The organism is Nocardiopsis sp. EMB25, from assembly GCF_026797795.1.
Classification (GTDB): Bacteria; Actinomycetota; Actinomycetes; order Streptosporangiales; family Streptosporangiaceae; genus Nocardiopsis; species Nocardiopsis lucentensis.
Map to the genome: position 1 here is coordinate 817237 of NZ_JAMTDN010000001.1, position 15974 is coordinate 833210.

Genomic DNA, 15974 nt, shown 5'->3' on the forward strand with positions numbered 1-15974 from the left:
CCGTGCCCGCCGTCACTCAGGAGGCGCCGATCGGGGCGGTGACCGCCTCCGTCAGCCGGATCAGGTCCCGGGGCGCCAACTCCATCTGAAGCCCCCGCCGCCCCGCTGAGACGTAGACCGACGCCAGCTCCGTCACCGACGCGTCGATCACCGTCCGCAACCGTTTGCGCTGCCCCAGCGGGCTGATGCCCCCGCGCACGTACCCGGTGATCCGTTCGGCCCGGGCCGGGTCCGCCATCGTCGCGCGCTTCCCGCCGACCGCGGCGGCCAGCGCCTTGAGGTCCAGCGACGCGCTCACCGGCACCACCCCGACCGTGAACACACCGTCCACCTCGGCGATCAGTGTCTTGAGGACCCGCTCGTGCGGGACCCCCAGCGCGTCGGCGGCGTCGGTGCCGTAGGAGTGCCCGTCCGCGCCACCGTCCACCTCATAGGGGTGCAGCGTGTAGGCGGTCTTGGCCCGCCCCGCGGCCACGGTCGCGGGTGTGCCCCTTCCACTCATGCCGGACGTCTCCTCAACTCTCACGGGGTCACTGAAGGTCACGGACGCCGGACACGCGTCGCGTGCGGCGACCGCACCAGCAGCCTAACCCCGGCTAGTTGAAGGAGACGCCGTTGTTCAGGAAGGGACCGGCGGGCAGGTTGGGGAGGGTGGGAGCGTCCACGATCCGGTTCTCCCGGCGTAGGAAGCGCGCGGCCACCGCGAGGCGGGTGGCGGCGTCCTCCGCCTCCAGCATCCGCTGCTTCTCCGCCTGGTCCAGGACCACCGACGCCGCCACCGTGTAGGACAGTGCGATCGGGTCCTTGGGCAGATCGGGGTGGGTCTCCGGCGCCATCCCAATGGCGGCCAAACGCTCGCAGTAGGTGTCGTACAGATCCCGGACCCGCTCGGCGTGCTCCTCGGCGTCCGGACCCACCGGTTCGGGCAGGAGCGACACCGAGGCGGTCGAGTACTCGTCCGGCGAGGAGGGGTCGACCTCGGACAGGTCGGTGACGGCGAACCGGGCGCCGCCCTCGACGACCAGGTCGTAGCGCCCGTCCTCGTAGGTGCGCACGTCCCGCACGACCGCGGTGCACCCGGTCCCGCTCACCCTCGGCAGGGACACCTCGCTCCGGCCGGTCGTGGGTACGCCCGTGTCGGCGCCGCCGGAGCCCTGGCCGGACTCGCTGGCCACCTCGTGGCCGAGCTCGATCCACACCACGCCGAAGCGGTGCGGACCACCACGGCGGGTCGAACCCTCACCCCCGGTCAGGGTGGGGCCCAGGAGTTCGGAGACGAGGCGGCGGTAACGCCGCTCGAACACGTGCAAGGGAACGCTCATACCGGGGAACAGGACGGTGTTGAGCGGAAAGATCGGCAGTGCCACGGGCATGGTTCCAGTATGCCCGTGGAGCCCGCGCACGGCACGGCCCGGGCGGCGACCGGCCTCCCCTCAGGGCCGGACGCCCGCACCCGGGCCGCCTGGAGCGGACCCTCCCATCACCGGGACGGCCCGAGGTCAGGACACCGACGGACCCGCCGTCTCCGGCGCGTCCTGGCTGCCGTGCTCCTCGCTGGGCATGTCACGCGCCACGAAGGTCTCCACGTCGAAGAGGTTGCCGTCGGCGCGGTCGACCACGTTGAGGAGGGTCGACATCTTGGCGATCTCCTCCGTCTGCTCCTGGACGAACCACTGGAGGAACTGCTCGCCCGCGTAGTCGTCCTCGTCACGGGCGACCTTGGCCAGCCGGTGGATCTGGTTCGTCACCTCGCGCTCCTGACGCAGGGCCAGGGCCACGAGATCGCGCGCGGTGTTGAAATCGGTCTCGATCTCGTCCACTGCGGGAAAGGCGAAGTCCACGTCGCTGTCGATGAGGTATCGCACGATCATCTGCGCGTGATCGCGCTCCTCCAGCGACTGCTCGTAGAAGACGCGTGCCAACTGCGGAAGGTCCCGGGCGTCGAACCATGTCGCGATGGCCACATACTGGTGCGACGCGGTGTACTCGTGCCGTACCTGGTCAACCAGGAGGCGGTGGAACTTGGAAAGGCCGCTGTCGCCGCTCTTGCTCGAAGTCATGGCATCACGATAACGCATTCAAATGCATTATGCGACACGCTGAAAAACGTGTCTCAATTTGTTAGGCAAGCCTTTCTGAAGATAGCTGAGGTTAGGTATTCCAAAGTAAGGGGAAGCTTATTAAGGGCATTCGTGTCGGGCTGGTCGGCGATGTCCACGGACGAACGCGACCCACCGGACGCGCACGTGCGCTGTCCAACATGCGGAACACGACACCCTCGGTCACGGTGAAGCGCCCTAGACTGGGGCCGTGATCAGTCGAATCGACCTCCGAGGCACCCAAGGCGACCCCCGCGAAGCGCTCCCGCGCGCGGAACTGGACGTGGCGGACGCGGCCGAGCGCGTACGCCCCCTGTGCGAGGACGTGCGCCATCGCGGAACCGAGGCGCTGATCGAGCTCACCGAACGCTTCGACGGCGTCCGCCTCACCGACATCCGGGTTCCGCGCGAGGCGATCGACGCCGCCCTGGCCGACCTCGACCCCGCCGTGCGCGCCGCGCTGGAGGAGTCCATCCGCCGCGCCCGCAAGGTCCACCGCGACCAGCGCCGCACCGACCACACCACCCAGGTCGTCCCCGGCGGCACCGTCACCGAGAAGTGGATCCCGGTCGGCCGCGTCGGCCTCTACGTGCCCGGCGGCCGGGCCGTGTACCCGTCCAGCGTCATCATGAACGTCGTCCCCGCCCAGGAGGCGGGCGTGGCGTCCCTGGCCGTCACCTCACCGCCCCAGCGCGAGTTCGGCGGCCTGCCCCACCCGACCATCCTCGCGGCCTGCGCCCTGCTCGGCGTCGACGAGGTCTACGCCGTCGGCGGCGCCCAGGCCGTGGCCATGTTCGCCCACGGGGCGGGCGAGTGCGCGCGCGTCGACATGGTCACCGGCCCCGGCAACATCTGGGTGGCCGCCGCCAAGCGCCTGCTCAAGGGTGTCATCGGCATCGACGCCGAGGCCGGGCCCACCGAGATCGCCATCCTGGCCGACGCCACCGCCAACGCCGACTACGTCGCCGCCGACCTCATCAGCCAGGCCGAGCACGACGTCGTGGCCGCCTCCGTCCTGGTCACCCCGGACGAGGCCCTGGCCGACGCCGTCGCCGAACGGCTCGCCGTGCGCGTCCCCGCCACCAAGCACGCGGACCGCGTCCGCGAGGCTCTCAGCGGTCCCCAGTCCGGCATCGTCCTGGTCGACGACGTCGAACACGGGCTCGCCGTCGTGGACGCCTACGCGGCCGAGCACCTGGAGATCATGACCGCCGACGCCGCCGGTGTCGCCGCCCGCGTGCGCAACGCCGGAGCGATCTTCGTCGGCGACCACTCCCCGGTCTCGCTCGGCGACTACGCCGCGGGATCCAACCACGTCCTGCCCACCGGCGGCTGTGCCTGCCACAGCGGCGGCCTGAGCGTCCAGACCTTCCTGCGCGGCGTCCACGTCGTCTCCTACGACCGCGACGCGCTGGCCGAGGTCGCCCATCACGTCGTCACCCTGGCCAACGCCGAGGACCTGCCCGCGCACGGTGAGGCGGTCACCGCGCGCACCGGCCACGGCACGGCCTGAACACCCGACGGACGACCCGAGACACCAAGAGCGTGCAACCGTGAGCTTCACACTGAACGACCTGCCCCTCCGTGACGACCTGCGCGGCCGATCACCCTACGGCGCGCCGCAGCTGGAGGTGCCGGTCGTCCTCAACACCAACGAGAACCCGTACGCGCCCTCGCCGAGCCTGGCCAAGGCGGTGGCCGAGGCCGTCGCCGAGACCGCGTCGGGCCTCAACCGCTACCCCGACCGGGACGCCGTCCACCTGCGTGAGGGGTTGGCCGGCTACCTCGGCCACGGGCTGACCGCGGATCAGGTCTGGGCGGCCAACGGCTCCAACGAGATCCTCCAGCAGATCCTCCAGGCCTTCGGCGGGCCCGGACGGACCGCGATGGGCTTCGAGCCGTCCTACTCGATGCACCCGATCATCGCGCGCGGCACCAACACCGACTGGCTGTCCGTGCCCCGCGACGCGGACTTTCGGGTCGACGTCGACGCCGCCCTGGCCGCGATCGCCGAACACCGGCCCAGCGTCGTGTTCCTCACCTCGCCCAACAACCCCACCGGCACCGCCCTCGACATCGCCGCCATCCGGCGCATCGCCGAGGCCGCACCCGGCGTGGTCGTCGTCGACGAGGCCTACGCCGAGTTCCGCCGCGAGGGCACACCGAGCGCCCTGACCCTGCTGCCGGAGTACCCCCGGCTCATCGTCTCGCGCACCATGTCCAAGGCCTTCGCCCTGGCCGGGGCCCGCGTCGGCTACCTCGCCGCGCACCCGGCCGTGGTCGACGCCCTCCAGCTGGTCCGCCTGCCCTACCACCTGTCCGCCGTCACCCAGGCGGTCGCGTCCACGGCCCTGGAGTACGCGGACGAACTCCTCGCCGCCGTCGCCGACCTGCGAGCCGAACGCGACGACCTCGTCGCCTGGCTTCGCGAACAGGGCTTCTCCGTCGCCGACTCCGACGCCAACTTCGTCCTGTTCGGCGAGTTCGAGGACCGCACCAAGGTCTGGAACACCATGCTCGACCACCAGGTCCTCATCCGCGAGACCGGCCCGCCCGGATGGCTGCGCGTGACCGTCGGCACCCCCGACGAGATGGCCAGTTTCCGCCGTGCCCTGCTCCAGGCCACCGGGCGCTGACCGCGCTCCACCGCCCCGGCGGACGGCCCTCGGCCGCAGCCCGTCCACCCACCACCGAGAGAGTCACCATGAGCCGCACCGGACGCGTCGAACGCACCACCAAGGAAACCAAGGTCCTGGTCGAGATCGACCTCGACGGCACCGGCGTCGCCGACGTCTCCACCGGCGTCGGCTTCTTCGACCACATGCTCGACCAGCTCGCCAAGCACGGTCTGTTCGACCTCACCGTGCGCACCGAGGGCGACCTGCACATCGACTCCCACCACACCATGGAGGACACCGCGCTCGCCCTGGGCGCCGCCTTCCGCGAGGCGCTCGGCGACAAGCGCGGCATCCGCCGCTTCGCCGACACCAAGGTGCCCCTGGACGAGGCGCTGGCCGAGGTGACCGTCGACGTGTCCGGCCGCCCCTACCTGGTGCACAGCGAGCCCGAGGGCATGGCGCCGATCATCGGCCGCGACTACGACACGACCATGACCCGCCACATCCTGGAGTCGTTCGTGGCCCAGGCGCGCGTGGCCCTGCACGTCCACGTGCCCTACGGACGCAACGCCCACCACATCGTCGAGTGCCAGTTCAAGGCCCTGGCCCGCGCCCTGCGCGCCGCCACCGAGAACGACCCGCGCGTCACCGACATCCCGTCCACCAAGGGTGCCCTGTAAATGGGCGACGACGTGTGGGCGCTGCTGCTCATCGTCCTCGGCGGCTTCCTCATCGGGGGCGCCTACTCCCTGTGGAAGGTCAACCGGGTCGTCGCCGTCGCCCTGGGCGCCTGCGCGGTCCTCGCCGTGGCCTCCGGGGCGCTCCGGCTCTACCCCTAGCGGAAAGGCAGACTTCATGCCGTCACGAGTGGTCGTCTTCGACTACGGATCGGGCAACCTGCGCTCGGCGCAGCGCGCCATGGAGCGCACCGGCGCGGACGTGACCGTCACCTCCGACCCGCACACCGCCCTCGACGCCGACGGGCTCGTCGTCCCCGGCGTGGGCGCCTTCAGCGCCTGCATGTCCAGCCTGCGCGCCGCGGGTGGGGACCGGATCATCGGCAAGCGTGTGGCCGGGGGCCGCCCCGTCCTGGGCATCTGCGTGGGCATGCAGGTCCTCTTCGAGCGCGGCGTCGAACAGGCCGACGTGCACGCCGAGGACGTGGCCACCGAGGGCTGCGGAGAGTGGCCCGGCACGGTGGAGCGCCTGCGCGCCCCCGTCGTGCCGCACATGGGCTGGAACACCGTCCGCCCGCCCGAGGACACCCGGCTCTTCGCCGGGATCGGCCCCGAGGACCGCTTCTACTTCGTGCACTCCTACGCCGTGCGCACCTGGGAGTTCACGCCCACCAACGCGCGCATCCCCGCCCCGGGGGTGACCTGGTCCGAGCACGGTGAGCCGTTCGTGGCCGCGGTCGAGAACGGGCCCCTGTGCGCCACCCAGTTCCACCCGGAGAAGTCCGGCGACGCGGGCGCCCGCGTGCTGGCCAACTGGGTGGGCATGCTCGGGTGACCCCGGCATCCGACCGACTCTTCAGCACCGACCACGAGAAGGCTTCATGACTGACACCGTGTCGTCCACCGCACTCGAACTCCTGCCCGCCGTGGACGTTGCGGGCGGCCAGGCCGTCCAGCTCGTCCAGGGCGAGGCGGGCTCCGGCGGCCGCTACGGCGACCCCCTCACCGCCGCCACGCGGTGGCAGGAGGCCGGAGCCGAGTGGATCCACCTGGTGGACCTCGACGCCGCCTTCGGCCGCGGCCACAACCGCGACCTGCTGCGCGACATCGTCGGCCGCCTGGACGTGAAGGTGGAGATGTCCGGCGGCATCCGCGACGACGAGTCGCTCGCCGCCGCCCTGGCCACCGGCTGCACCCGGGTCAACATCGGCACCGCCGCCCTGGAGAACCCCGAGTGGTGCGCCAAGATCATCGCCCAGCACGGCGACCGCATCGCCATCGGCCTCGACGTGCGCGGCACCACCCTGGCCGCCCGCGGCTGGACCCGTGAGGGCGGCGACCTGTTCACCACCCTGGAGCGCCTGGAGTCGGAGGGCTGCGCCCGCTACGTCGTCACCGACGTCAACAAGGACGGCACCCTCAAGGGCCCCAACCTCGACCTGCTGCGCACCGTCTGCGCGCGCACCGACAAGCCCGTCGTGGCCAGCGGCGGAGTGTCCAGCCTCGACGACCTGAGCGCCATCGCCACCCTCGTCCCCGAGGGAGTGGAGGGCGCGATCATGGGCACGGCGCTCTACGAGGGCGCCTTCACCCTGGAGGACGCCCTGGCCGTCGTGAGGGGGGAGCGTCGGTGAGCCTCGCCATCCGTGTCATCCCCTGCCTGGACGTGGACGCCGGGCGGGTGGTCAAGGGCGTCAACTTCGAGAACCTGCGCGACGCGGGCGACCCGGTCGAACTCGCCGGGACCTACGACGCGGGCGGCGCCGACGAACTCACCTTCCTCGACGTCACCGCCTCCAGCGGCGACCGCGAGACCACCTACGACGTGGTGCGCCGCACCGCCGACCAGGTGTTCATCCCGCTCACCGTCGGCGGGGGAGTACGCACCACCGACGACGTCGACACCCTCCTACGCGCGGGCGCCGACAAGGTCGGCGTCAACACCGCCGCCATCGCCCGCCTCGAGCTCATCGGGGAGATCGCCGAACGCTTCGGCCGCCAAGTCCTCGTCCTGTCCGCCGACGTGCGCCGGGTCCGCGACGGCGACGAGCCGACCCCGAGCGGCTTCGAGGTGACCACCCACGGAGGACGGCGGGGCACCGGAATCGACGCCCTGGAGTGGTGTGAGCGCGCCGCCGCCCTCGGCGCGGGCGAGATCCTGCTCAACTCCATGGACGCCGACGGCACCAAGGAGGGCTTCGACCTGGAGCTCATCCGCGCCGTGCGCGCCCGCGTCGACGTACCGCTGATCGCCTCCGGCGGAGCCGGGGCCGTGGAGCACTTCGTCCCGGCGGTCGCCGCCGGCGCGGACGCGGTCCTGGCCGCGACCGTCTTCCACTTCGGCGAGTTCACCATCGCCGACGTCAAGGCGAGCCTGCGCGAGGCCGGATACGCCGTACGCTGAACCCGGCCGCACCCTGCGGGCACGGCGCCCCGGCACCACGCCCGCGGGGGAGGGGCCGAGGCGCCACGGGAACCATCGGCGTCCCGGGGCGAACGGTATGCCCGGAACGGTCATCCCACGGAGTACCGGAGGACCACCCACCGGGGAAGGAGCACCCCCATGCCCACCCAGACGCGTACCCGCCTTCCCGGCCGCCTGGCGGCCCTGCTCACGGCCGGACTCATGGTCCTGGCCGTCGCCCTCGTCGGCTCGTCGTCGGCTTCCGCCCACGACCGGCCCGCCGCTCCGGCCCCGGCCCCCGCCGCCGGCGCCGATCCCTGGCCCGAGTACGGCCTCGGCGACGCCGACGTCGACATCGCCGTGGCCAAGCTGCTGCTCATCCAGATCGGGTTCGACCCGCACATGGACCTCGACCGACCGATCCCCTTCGACGCCCAGATGGGCCACGCCGTCCGCGCCTACCAGGAGTACTCGGGGATCGCCCAGACCTCACGGCTGGACGCGGCGACCTGGGAGGCGCTGCGGTCGGAGACCTTCGGCCTGTACCGGAGCGGCTCCAGCGGCCTGGTCGTCGAGGCGATCCAGCGCCTGCTCAACGCCAAGTTCGCGCTCCACCTGATCACCGACGGCCTGTACGGGCCGCAGACCGAGGCCGCGGTGCGCGGCGCGCAGGACTCCCTGGGCATCGGGGTCGACGGCATCGCCGGACCGGCCACGTTCCGCGCACTGATCACCTACCAGGACTACGACCGCTGACCTCCGGCCCGCCCCGGCCGCACGCGACACCCGTCCGCGCCGCCCACCCGTACACCCCGCCGGGGTGTGCCGCACCACATCCGGAAACCGGGTGACACACGTGGAATACCCCCCACACGTCCGGTGCTGAAACAACTCGGTGGAACCTGTCGGCACCGCTGGATAGGTTGACCCGACGAGCGCCCCGACACCCTCCGGCACGACCGGAGCCCTGCGGGGCGCCACCGGTCGGCCCCCAACCGGGCCGATCGCACGCGGACGTGAACGGGGGGCGTATGGCGCAGGCGACGAGGAGCACGGGACCGGACGAACAGGAAGAAGGCACCCCGGTCGCGGCACCCGGGAACGTCGACGACCCCGCCTCTCCCGACCCCGGACGGGACGCCACCGGCGAAAGCGGCGACCGGATCTTCACCCGCGGGATGCGCGTCCTCGGCGTCGCCATCCGCACCGAACCCTGGGTGTTCCTCATCGCCGTCGCCGGCGCCATGCTGCACGCCGCGATCACCGTCGCCTCCGCCTCCGTCCTCGGCCACCTCACCGACGAGACGATCCTGCCCGCCTTCGAGAGCGGCTCCACCACCTTCGCCGCCCTCCTCGGCGCGTCCGCGCTCCTCCTGGCCGTCGGACTCGGCAAAGCCGTCGGCCTGGCCCTGCGGCGGCTCTTCGCCGGACTCATGCAGTTCCGCATGCAGGCCCGCTACCGTCGCGCCGTCGCCCGCAAGTACCTGGACCTCCCCCTGGCGTGGCACCACCGCCACCCCACCGGGCAGCTGCTGTCCAACGCCAACGCCGACGTCGAGGCCGCCTGGCAGCCGCTCGCACCGCTGCCGATGGCCGTCGGGTCCGTGTTCATGCTCGGCACCGCCGCCGTCGCCATGATCGTCACCGACCCCGTCCTGGCCCTGATCGCCTTCGTCGTCTTCCCCGTCCTGACCGCCGCCAACGTCGTCTTCCAACGCCGGATCTCACCCATGGCCTCCCGGGCCCAGGCCCTGCGCGCCGAGGTCAGCGGCGTCGCCCACGAGTCCTTCGACGGCGCCCTCGTCGTCAAGACCCTCGGCCGCGAGGACACCGAGACCGAACGCTTCACCCACGCCGCCCACCGCCTCCGCGACGCCCTCATCCAGGTCGGCCGCATGCGGTCCATGTTCGACCCCTTCATGGAGGCCCTGCCCAACCTCGGAGTCCTCGCCGTCCTCCTCCTGGGCATGTGGCGACTGTCCACAGGCGCGGTCGACCCCGGCGAACTCGTCACCATCGCCTATCTGTTCACCCTCATGGCCCTGCCCATCCGCTCCTTCGGCTGGCTCCTGGGCGACCTGTCCCGGACCGTCGTCGGCTGGGACCGGGTCCAGTCGGTCCTGCGCTCCGAGGGCGCCATGGACCACGGCGACCGGACCCTGGAGGACACCCCCACCGGCATCGCGCTCACCATGCGCGAGGTCACCTTCTCCTACGCCGACACCTACGACGCCGACGACCACGTCCGCGACCTCATGGACGGCGCCGGGAACGAGGCCCGCACCACCGTCCTCGCCGGCGTCGACCTCGACATCGCCCCCGGCCGCACCGTCGCCCTGGTCGGCCCCACGGGCGCGGGCAAGTCCACCCTGACCACCGTCCTCATGCGACTGGTCGACCCCGACTCCGGCACCGTCGCCTACGACGGCGTCGACACCCGCGACCTGGCCCACGGGCAGATCCCCCGGCACGCCGCACTCGTCCCACAGAACACCTTCGTCTTCGAGGACACCGTCCGCGACAACATCACCCTCGGCGCGACCGACCTCGACGACGACCACGTGTGGGCCGCCCTACGCCTGGCCCGCGCCGACGGCTTCGTCCGCGAACTCGACGGCGGGCTCGACGCCCGGCTCGGGGAGAAGGGCACCACCCTGTCCGGCGGCCAGCGCCAGCGCCTGGCCCTGGCCCGCGCCATCGTCCGCCGCCCCCGACTGCTCGTCCTCGACGACGCCACCTCCGCCGTCGACCCCCAGATCGAGGCCCAGATCCTCGCCGGACTACGTGAACGCGACGACGCCGCCACCGTCGTCGTGGTCGCCTACCGCCGCGCCACCATCGAACTCGCCGACGAGGTCGTCTACCTGGAGGGCGGCCGCATCCTGGCCCGCGGTACCCACGAGGAGCTCCTGGCCACCTCGCCCGGCTACACCCGACTCGTCACCGCCTACGAGCGCGCCTCCGCGGAGAACGCGGCCGGACACGCACCGACACCCGAGGAACCGGGCCCGCCCCACCCCCAACGGACCTCCGCGGCGCGGCCCGACACCGACACCACCCGCCACCACGCCGTCGCCACCGAGGAGTCCCGCTGATGAGCGCACCCGCCCAGCCCCGCACCGGGCGGCGGTCCGCCCCGGAGGCCGACCGCCCCGGCGCCGACCGGGCCGAGACACCCGCACTCAGCAAGTCCCAGGACTCGGCCCTGCGGACCCTGCGCCGCGGACTCCACCTCTCCCCGGAGTTCGCCCACGGCCTGTGGCTGACCCTCGCCCTCGCCGTCGTGGCCACCGCGGGCAAGGTCATCGTGCCCGTCGCCGTCCAGCAGATCATCGACAACGGGCTCTCCGGCCCCGGCGGACCCGACCTCGGCTTCGTCACCCGCATGGTCAGCGTGTGCGCCGCACTGCTCGTGGTCACCATGGTCTGCTCCTACCTGATGAACGTGCGCCTGTACCGGGCCACCGAGTCCGGGCTGGCCACCCTGCGCCGCAAGGCCTTCCGCCACGTGCACGACCTGTCCGTGCTCACCCAGAACAGTGAACGCAAGGGCGCCCTGGTCTCCCGCGTCACCGGCGACGTCGACCAGATCAGCACCTTCATGCAGTGGGGCGGGCTGCTGCTCATCGTCAGCGCGGGCCAACTGGTCGTCGCCACCGCCCTCATGGCGGTCTACTCCTGGCAGCTCACCCTCGTGGTGTGGATCTGCTTCCTGCCGCTGCTCTTCGGCGCCCGCTGGCTCCAGAAGCTGCTCTCCCGCGCCTACCTCAAGGTCCGCGAACGCACCGGCGACATGCTCGGCGCCATCGGCGAGACCGTCATGGGCGCCGCCGTCATCCGCGCCTACGGCACCGAGGAGCGCACCGCCCACCGCATCGACTCCACCGTCCTGGCCACCCGCCGCGCCCAGGTCAAGGCTCAGCGCCTGTCCATGGCCGTGTCGCCCTTCGCCGAGATCATCGCCGCCATCGGCAACGTCGCCGTGGTCCTGGTCGGCGTGTGGCTCGGTATCGACGGCCAACTCACCGCCGGGCAGCTCGTCGCCTTCCTCTTCCTCATGACCCTGTTCGTCATGCCGATGATGATGGCCACCGAGATCTTCAACGAGGCGCAGAACGCCATCGCCGGGTGGCGCCGGGTCCTGGGCGTGCTCGACACCGTCCCCGACATCGCCGACCCCGGAGAGGCCGGGCACGTGCTGCCGCGCGGCCCCGTCGAGGTCCGCTTCGACGACGTCACCTACGCCTACCCGGACGGGCCGACCGTCCTCGACGGCATCGACGTCCGGATCACCCCCGGCACCCGCCTGGCCGTGGTGGGGGAGACCGGATCGGGCAAGACCACCTTCGTCAAGCTCCTCACCCGCCTGATGGACCCGGGCGGCGGGCGCGTCCTCCTCGACGATGTCGACCTGCGCGAGGTGGCCTTCTCCTCCCTGCGCAGCCGCGTCGTCATGGTGCCCCAGGAGGGCTTCCTGTTCGACAGCTCCCTGGGCGACAACATCCGCTTCGCCCGGCCCGAGAGCACCGACGTCGAACTGGAGGCCGCCATCACCGAACTCGGCCTCGCCGACTGGCTCGCCAGCCTCGCCCACGGCCTGGACACCCCCGTCGGCCAACGCGGCGAGTCCCTCTCAGCGGGGGAGCGACAGCTCGTCGCCCTGGTCCGCGCCTACATCGCCGACCCCGACCTGCTCGTCCTGGACGAGGCCACCTCCGCCGTGGACCCGCACACCGAGGTGCGCATCCAGCGCGCCCTGGACCGGCTCACCCGCGGCCGCACCTCCGTGGCCATCGCCCACCGCCTGTCCACGGCCGAGGCAGCCGATCGGGTCCTCGTCTTCGACCAGGGACGCGTCGTCCAGAGCGGCACCCACGACGAACTGGTCGCACGGCCGGGCGTCTACGCCGACCTGTACGCCTCCTGGGTCCGGTCCTCGGCCTGAACGGCACAGCGGGCCGCGGTGGCGGTCAACGGCCGCGGGCGTGCCACCAGTGCGCCGCCACCAACTCCGCCACCAGCGGCTCCACCAGCAGGCTCACGTCCGGGTCCCGGTCACCCGGGTAGCGCACGGTCAGCTCCGCCCCCGCGACGCTCTCGCGTTCGGGGGTGGCTCCCACGGCCACGAACCGTCCCCGCAACTGCGCCAGGTGCTCGGCGAACCTCTGGTCGTAGGCCGAACCCGCGAACAGCAGCGCGCGGTAGTCGGTCACCGCCGCGAGGTAACGGTCGGTGTGCGACCACTCCCCGGTCTCGACCGCGTGCGCCACCCGCACCGGCCCACCGCGCAGGACGCGCACCCCCTGCCCCGCCGACGCCAACCGCTCGGCCGGAGCCACCAGATGCACGCCGTGCGGCGAGTCCAGGGCCCGCGCCGCCTCCGGCACCCACCGCTGAGCGTCGGCCAGCAGCACCTCCGTCGCGTTGGCCGCCCGCCGCAGCAACCCGGGGAAGTTCCCGCTGCTCCCCGACACGGGAGCGCCCAGGCGGTGCCCCAGCAGCAGAGCCAGCGCCATGGCGTGCTGGTAGGAGCGGCACCCCAGCCCCGACGACTCCGCGCCCGCGTTCAGCGGGACCACCAGGTCCGCCAACCGGGACACCACCGCGTCCGGATCGGGTGTGAGCACGATCACCGGGGAGCGCGCCACGTAGCGGTCCAACACCGTGCACAGCTCACGCTGTCCCCCGCCCAAGCTCACCCCCACCACCAGGGTCTCCGGGCCGGCCGGAGGCTCCTCGGCCGACGAGGCGTGCTCGGCGCTCGCGGCGATCCCCGCCCGCCGCAGCCGAGCCGCCGCCGTCTCGCACACGCGCCGGGCCGCGCCCAGACCGAGCAACCGCACCGCGGCGGGCTCGTCCTCCAGCAGCGCCGGCAGCGCCGCGTACGGGTCCCACCGGGGGAAGCGTTCAGCGAGGGCGGTCAGGGCGGCGGGCTTTCCCGCCAGGTCGGCGGACAGGAACTCGGCGGTCACGGGACTCCCATCGTGCGGGCCCGTCGGAACGGAAAGGCGGTGTCGGACGGACGAACCCTACGCCCTCCGGCCACCCCGGCGGCGCACCCACGGACCGGACCGCCGCGCGCGAACCGCGCCCCGGTGCACGGTGGCCGCACAGCGGTCATAACCTGGGAATCATGAGCGTCTCCAGCCTCGACCCGGACATCGCCGCACGCCTGAAGCGCAACCCGGACGGCCTCGTGCCCGCCGTCGTGCAGCAGCACGACACCGGGGAGGTCCTCATGCTCGCCTGGATGGACGACGAGGCCCTGCACCGCACCCTGACCACCGGCGCCGCCACGTACTGGTCGCGCAGCAGGGGGGAGTACTGGGTCAAGGGGGCCACCTCCGGGAACACACAGCGTGTGATCTCGGTCGCGCTCGACTGTGACGGCGACACCCTTCTGGTGCGCGTCGACCAGACCGGGGCCGCCTGTCACACCGGCGACCGCACGTGTTTCGACGCGGGACGGCTCCTGTGAGTTCCACCGAACCCCCCGCGCGCGCGGGCCGCGAGTACGCCGTCGTCACGGTCACTCTGGCCGCCGGAGCCGGGCTGCTGCTCGCCGCGGGCGGCAGACTCTGGGTCACCGGTGAGATCGCCGTGCCCGGTCCTGTCGAACCCGTGTCCGTCGAACTGACCGGCGGCGACCTCACCGGCGCCCCGTCCGGGATCGGATGGGTGGGACTGGCCGCGATCGTGGGACTGTACGCCGCCCGTGGATGGGCGCGCCGGGTCATCGGAGGGCTCGTCCTCCTCGGAGGGGTCGGAGCGCTCGCCGCCGTCTGGAACGCGACCCGGGCCGAGGCGCTGGTGTCCGAACTCGCCGGCCACGCGGCCGACGGCACCGGCGCGGCGCAGGTCACGGCGGATCCGCGACTCCTGCTCCTGGGGCCGCTGATGGCCGGGGCCGGGGCCCTGCTCGTCACGCTCGCGGGGGCGGTCGCCGTCGTGCGCTCCCCCGCCTGGCCAGGTATGGGGACCCGGTACGATCGGGACGCCGCACCGCGCTCGACCCGGGCGGACACACCCGCCGACCTGTGGAGATCGCTGGACGCCGGTGACGACCCCACGCTCGACGCCCGCGGTGGCGACGCCGCGGCCGACACCGGCCGCGCCGACACCGAGGACGGCACCGCACCCGCACCGCTGGCAGCACGGCCAGCCGAACCGAAGGAGAACCACTGATGGCTGACGAACACCACGACGACCACGGCAACACCGTCTCCGCCTGGTTCCTCACCATCTCCTGGATCGCTGCCTGGTCCGTCGCCGGCGTCGCCATCATCATGGGGGGCGGGCTGATCACCTGGACCGTGATCGCCCTCGCACTGAGCGTCGTCCTCGCGATCGTCGCCGGTGTGATGAAGAAGGCCGGGCTGGGCCGCAAGGAGCCCCGCCCCGTGCCGCCCACACGCGCGGAGTGGGAGGCCACGCGCAAGGCCGCGGCCAAGAAGGACTCCGGTACGAACCGTGAGGTGGCCGCCACGGCCGGCAAGGCCTGAGGCGCTTCTCACCTTCCCGGGAACGCGCAGATCACAACGAGTGCGTAACGGAAAATGGACGAAGGTCCGGTGTGGCGGGTAGATTCTCCCCACCGGACCCGGTCCGCCGCGTTGGATGCCATCGGTGAGAGTCTGATCGATCTGGCATGATTTCTGTCCGCGGTGTGTGTCCGCCGGTCAATCACCCTGCCCCCGCACCGGACCGGCGCGCTCTCTGCGCACACCGATCCCATTTCCCCTGTCCGCTTCAGGAAAGATCTTTCGAACATGAGCTACGGTCCCCCGCCTCCCGGCAACCCCGGCCCGCCCCCGCCGCCCCCCGGCGGTGGCTACGGCCCGCCCCCCGGCAACGGCGGCTACGGTCCGCCCCCCGGCGGCACCGGCGGCTACGGGGCCATGCCGCCCTCGGCCGAACCGCCCAAGAACTTCCTGGTGTTCAACATCCTGGGGCTCTTCGGCTGCACGATCCTCGCCATCGTCGGTCTGGTCTTCGCGATCCAGGTCAACAGCAAGTGGCAGGCGGGTGACTACGCGGGCGCCGAGTCCGCGGCCAAGACCGCCAAGATCCTGGGGATCATCAGCTTCATCGGCTTCTGCCTGACGGTCGTCTACGTCGTCCTCATGATCTTGGGTGCTGTCGTCGCCGGTACCAGCGGTTACTAAGCCCGAGCGCA

General features: G+C 72.1%; 18 protein-coding genes. 14 read left to right on the plus strand and 4 right to left on the minus strand.

Annotated features, from left to right (window positions below):
• Positions 1–16 precede the first annotated feature (16 nt).
• The 3 genes from ybaK to KIK06_RS03495 all read right to left on the minus strand — a co-directional run bounded on the left by ybaK (position 17) and on the right by KIK06_RS03495 (position 2060).
• Positions 17–475 (minus strand): Cys-tRNA(Pro) deacylase, encoded by a 459-nt coding sequence (ybaK, locus tag KIK06_RS03485; RefSeq protein WP_026127888.1) that lies wholly within the window; start codon positions 473–475, stop codon positions 17–19.
• 121 nt (positions 476–596) lie between these two features.
• Positions 597–1373 (minus strand): LON peptidase substrate-binding domain-containing protein, encoded by a 777-nt coding sequence (locus KIK06_RS03490; RefSeq protein WP_268641876.1) that lies wholly within the window; start codon positions 1371–1373, stop codon positions 597–599.
• A gap of 126 nt (positions 1374–1499) precedes the next feature.
• Entirely contained in the window at positions 1500–2060 is a 561-nt protein-coding gene (locus tag KIK06_RS03495; RefSeq protein ID WP_017600201.1) for a ferritin, read from the minus strand.
• Positions 2061–2310: 250 nt separating this feature from the next.
• Here KIK06_RS03495 and hisD point away from each other — a divergent pair, with 250 nt between their 5' ends.
• The 10 genes from hisD (at position 2311) to KIK06_RS03545 (ending at position 12743) form a co-directional block, all read left to right on the plus strand.
• On the plus strand, positions 2311–3612 hold the full coding sequence (hisD, locus tag KIK06_RS03500) for a histidinol dehydrogenase (protein ID WP_268641877.1): 1302 nt from the start codon (positions 2311–2313) through the stop codon (positions 3610–3612).
• A gap of 40 nt (positions 3613–3652) precedes the next feature.
• The gene (locus KIK06_RS03505) at positions 3653–4735 is read left to right on the plus strand and encodes a histidinol-phosphate transaminase (protein ID WP_017600199.1); all 1083 of its coding nucleotides are present in this window, start codon (positions 3653–3655) and stop codon (positions 4733–4735) included.
• A 68-nt stretch (positions 4736–4803) separates the two neighbouring features.
• Positions 4804–5397, plus strand: coding sequence for an imidazoleglycerol-phosphate dehydratase HisB (gene hisB, locus KIK06_RS03510; RefSeq protein WP_017600198.1), 594 nt, complete (start codon positions 4804–4806; stop codon positions 5395–5397).
• Positions 5398–5556: a hypothetical protein gene (locus KIK06_RS03515; protein WP_268641879.1), complete on the plus strand. Its 159-nt coding sequence runs from the start codon at positions 5398–5400 to the stop codon at positions 5554–5556. It abuts the gene before it with no gap.
• Between the two features lie 16 nt (positions 5557–5572).
• Complete coding sequence (gene hisH, locus KIK06_RS03520; RefSeq protein WP_040690415.1) at positions 5573–6229, plus strand: imidazole glycerol phosphate synthase subunit HisH; 657 nt, start codon at positions 5573–5575, stop codon at positions 6227–6229.
• A gap of 46 nt (positions 6230–6275) precedes the next feature.
• Complete coding sequence (priA, locus tag KIK06_RS03525; RefSeq protein WP_017600195.1) at positions 6276–7028, plus strand: bifunctional 1-(5-phosphoribosyl)-5-((5-phosphoribosylamino)methylideneamino)imidazole-4-carboxamide isomerase/phosphoribosylanthranilate isomerase PriA; 753 nt, start codon at positions 6276–6278, stop codon at positions 7026–7028.
• Positions 7025–7798: an imidazole glycerol phosphate synthase subunit HisF gene (hisF, locus tag KIK06_RS03530; protein WP_268641880.1), complete on the plus strand. Its 774-nt coding sequence runs from the start codon at positions 7025–7027 to the stop codon at positions 7796–7798. Before priA ends, hisF begins: the two co-directional genes overlap by 4 nt.
• 159 nt (positions 7799–7957) lie before the next feature.
• Entirely contained in the window at positions 7958–8554 is a 597-nt protein-coding gene (locus tag KIK06_RS03535) for a peptidoglycan-binding domain-containing protein (protein WP_017600193.1), read from the plus strand.
• 275 nt (positions 8555–8829) lie between these two features.
• Complete coding sequence (locus tag KIK06_RS03540; protein ID WP_017600192.1) at positions 8830–10893, plus strand: ABC transporter ATP-binding protein; 2064 nt, start codon at positions 8830–8832, stop codon at positions 10891–10893.
• Complete coding sequence (locus KIK06_RS03545; protein ID WP_017600191.1) at positions 10893–12743, plus strand: ABC transporter ATP-binding protein; 1851 nt, start codon at positions 10893–10895, stop codon at positions 12741–12743. Before KIK06_RS03540 ends, KIK06_RS03545 begins: the two co-directional genes overlap by 1 nt.
• Positions 12744–12768: 25 nt before the next feature.
• Here the strand turns inward: KIK06_RS03545 and KIK06_RS03550 are convergent, their stop codons facing one another.
• Entirely contained in the window at positions 12769–13770 is a 1002-nt protein-coding gene (locus tag KIK06_RS03550; RefSeq protein ID WP_017600190.1) for an SIS domain-containing protein, read from the minus strand.
• Between the two features lie 161 nt (positions 13771–13931).
• On the opposite strand from KIK06_RS03550, the gene hisI reads away from it, so the two are divergent.
• The 4 genes from hisI to KIK06_RS03570 all read left to right on the plus strand — a co-directional run bounded on the left by hisI (position 13932) and on the right by KIK06_RS03570 (position 15963).
• Positions 13932–14276, plus strand: a complete 345-nt coding sequence (gene hisI, locus KIK06_RS03555) for a phosphoribosyl-AMP cyclohydrolase (protein ID WP_017600189.1) — start codon at positions 13932–13934, stop codon at positions 14274–14276.
• Positions 14273–14983 (plus strand): Trp biosynthesis-associated membrane protein, encoded by a 711-nt coding sequence (locus KIK06_RS03560; RefSeq protein ID WP_268641881.1) that lies wholly within the window; start codon positions 14273–14275, stop codon positions 14981–14983. The genes hisI and KIK06_RS03560 overlap by 4 nt, the downstream gene beginning before the upstream one ends.
• Complete coding sequence (locus KIK06_RS03565) at positions 14983–15300, plus strand: HGxxPAAW family protein (protein ID WP_017600187.1); 318 nt, start codon at positions 14983–14985, stop codon at positions 15298–15300. The genes KIK06_RS03560 and KIK06_RS03565 overlap by 1 nt, the downstream gene beginning before the upstream one ends.
• Before the next feature lie 267 nt (positions 15301–15567).
• Positions 15568–15963 carry a CD225/dispanin family protein gene (locus KIK06_RS03570; RefSeq protein ID WP_017600186.1) on the plus strand — a complete coding sequence of 132 codons (396 nt, stop codon included), beginning with the start codon at positions 15568–15570 and terminating at the stop codon, positions 15961–15963.
• Positions 15964–15974 lie beyond the last annotated feature (11 nt).

Excerpts from the sequence above, each read along its gene's own strand:
- priA (WP_017600195.1), top strand. The coding sequence starts at position 6,276 with ATGACTGACACCGTGTCGTCCACCGCACTCGAACTCCTGCCCGCCGTG.
- KIK06_RS03515 (WP_268641879.1), top strand. The coding sequence starts at position 5,398 with ATGGGCGACGACGTGTGGGCGCTGCTGCTCATCGTCCTCGGCGGCTTC.
- KIK06_RS03535 (WP_017600193.1), top strand. The coding sequence starts at position 7,958 with ATGCCCACCCAGACGCGTACCCGCCTTCCCGGCCGCCTGGCGGCCCTG.
- KIK06_RS03570 (WP_017600186.1), top strand. The coding sequence starts at position 15,568 with ATGAGCTACGGTCCCCCGCCTCCCGGCAACCCCGGCCCGCCCCCGCCG.
- hisI (WP_017600189.1), top strand. The coding sequence starts at position 13,932 with ATGAGCGTCTCCAGCCTCGACCCGGACATCGCCGCACGCCTGAAGCGC.
- KIK06_RS03545 (WP_017600191.1), top strand. The coding sequence starts at position 10,893 with ATGAGCGCACCCGCCCAGCCCCGCACCGGGCGGCGGTCCGCCCCGGAG.
- KIK06_RS03495 (WP_017600201.1), bottom strand. The coding sequence starts at position 2,060 with ATGACTTCGAGCAAGAGCGGCGACAGCGGCCTTTCCAAGTTCCACCGC.
- KIK06_RS03540 (WP_017600192.1), top strand. The coding sequence starts at position 8,830 with ATGGCGCAGGCGACGAGGAGCACGGGACCGGACGAACAGGAAGAAGGC.
- KIK06_RS03490 (WP_268641876.1), bottom strand. The coding sequence starts at position 1,373 with ATGCCCGTGGCACTGCCGATCTTTCCGCTCAACACCGTCCTGTTCCCC.
- hisH (WP_040690415.1), top strand. The coding sequence starts at position 5,573 with ATGCCGTCACGAGTGGTCGTCTTCGACTACGGATCGGGCAACCTGCGC.
- hisB (WP_017600198.1), top strand. The coding sequence starts at position 4,804 with ATGAGCCGCACCGGACGCGTCGAACGCACCACCAAGGAAACCAAGGTC.
- KIK06_RS03565 (WP_017600187.1), top strand. The coding sequence starts at position 14,983 with ATGGCTGACGAACACCACGACGACCACGGCAACACCGTCTCCGCCTGG.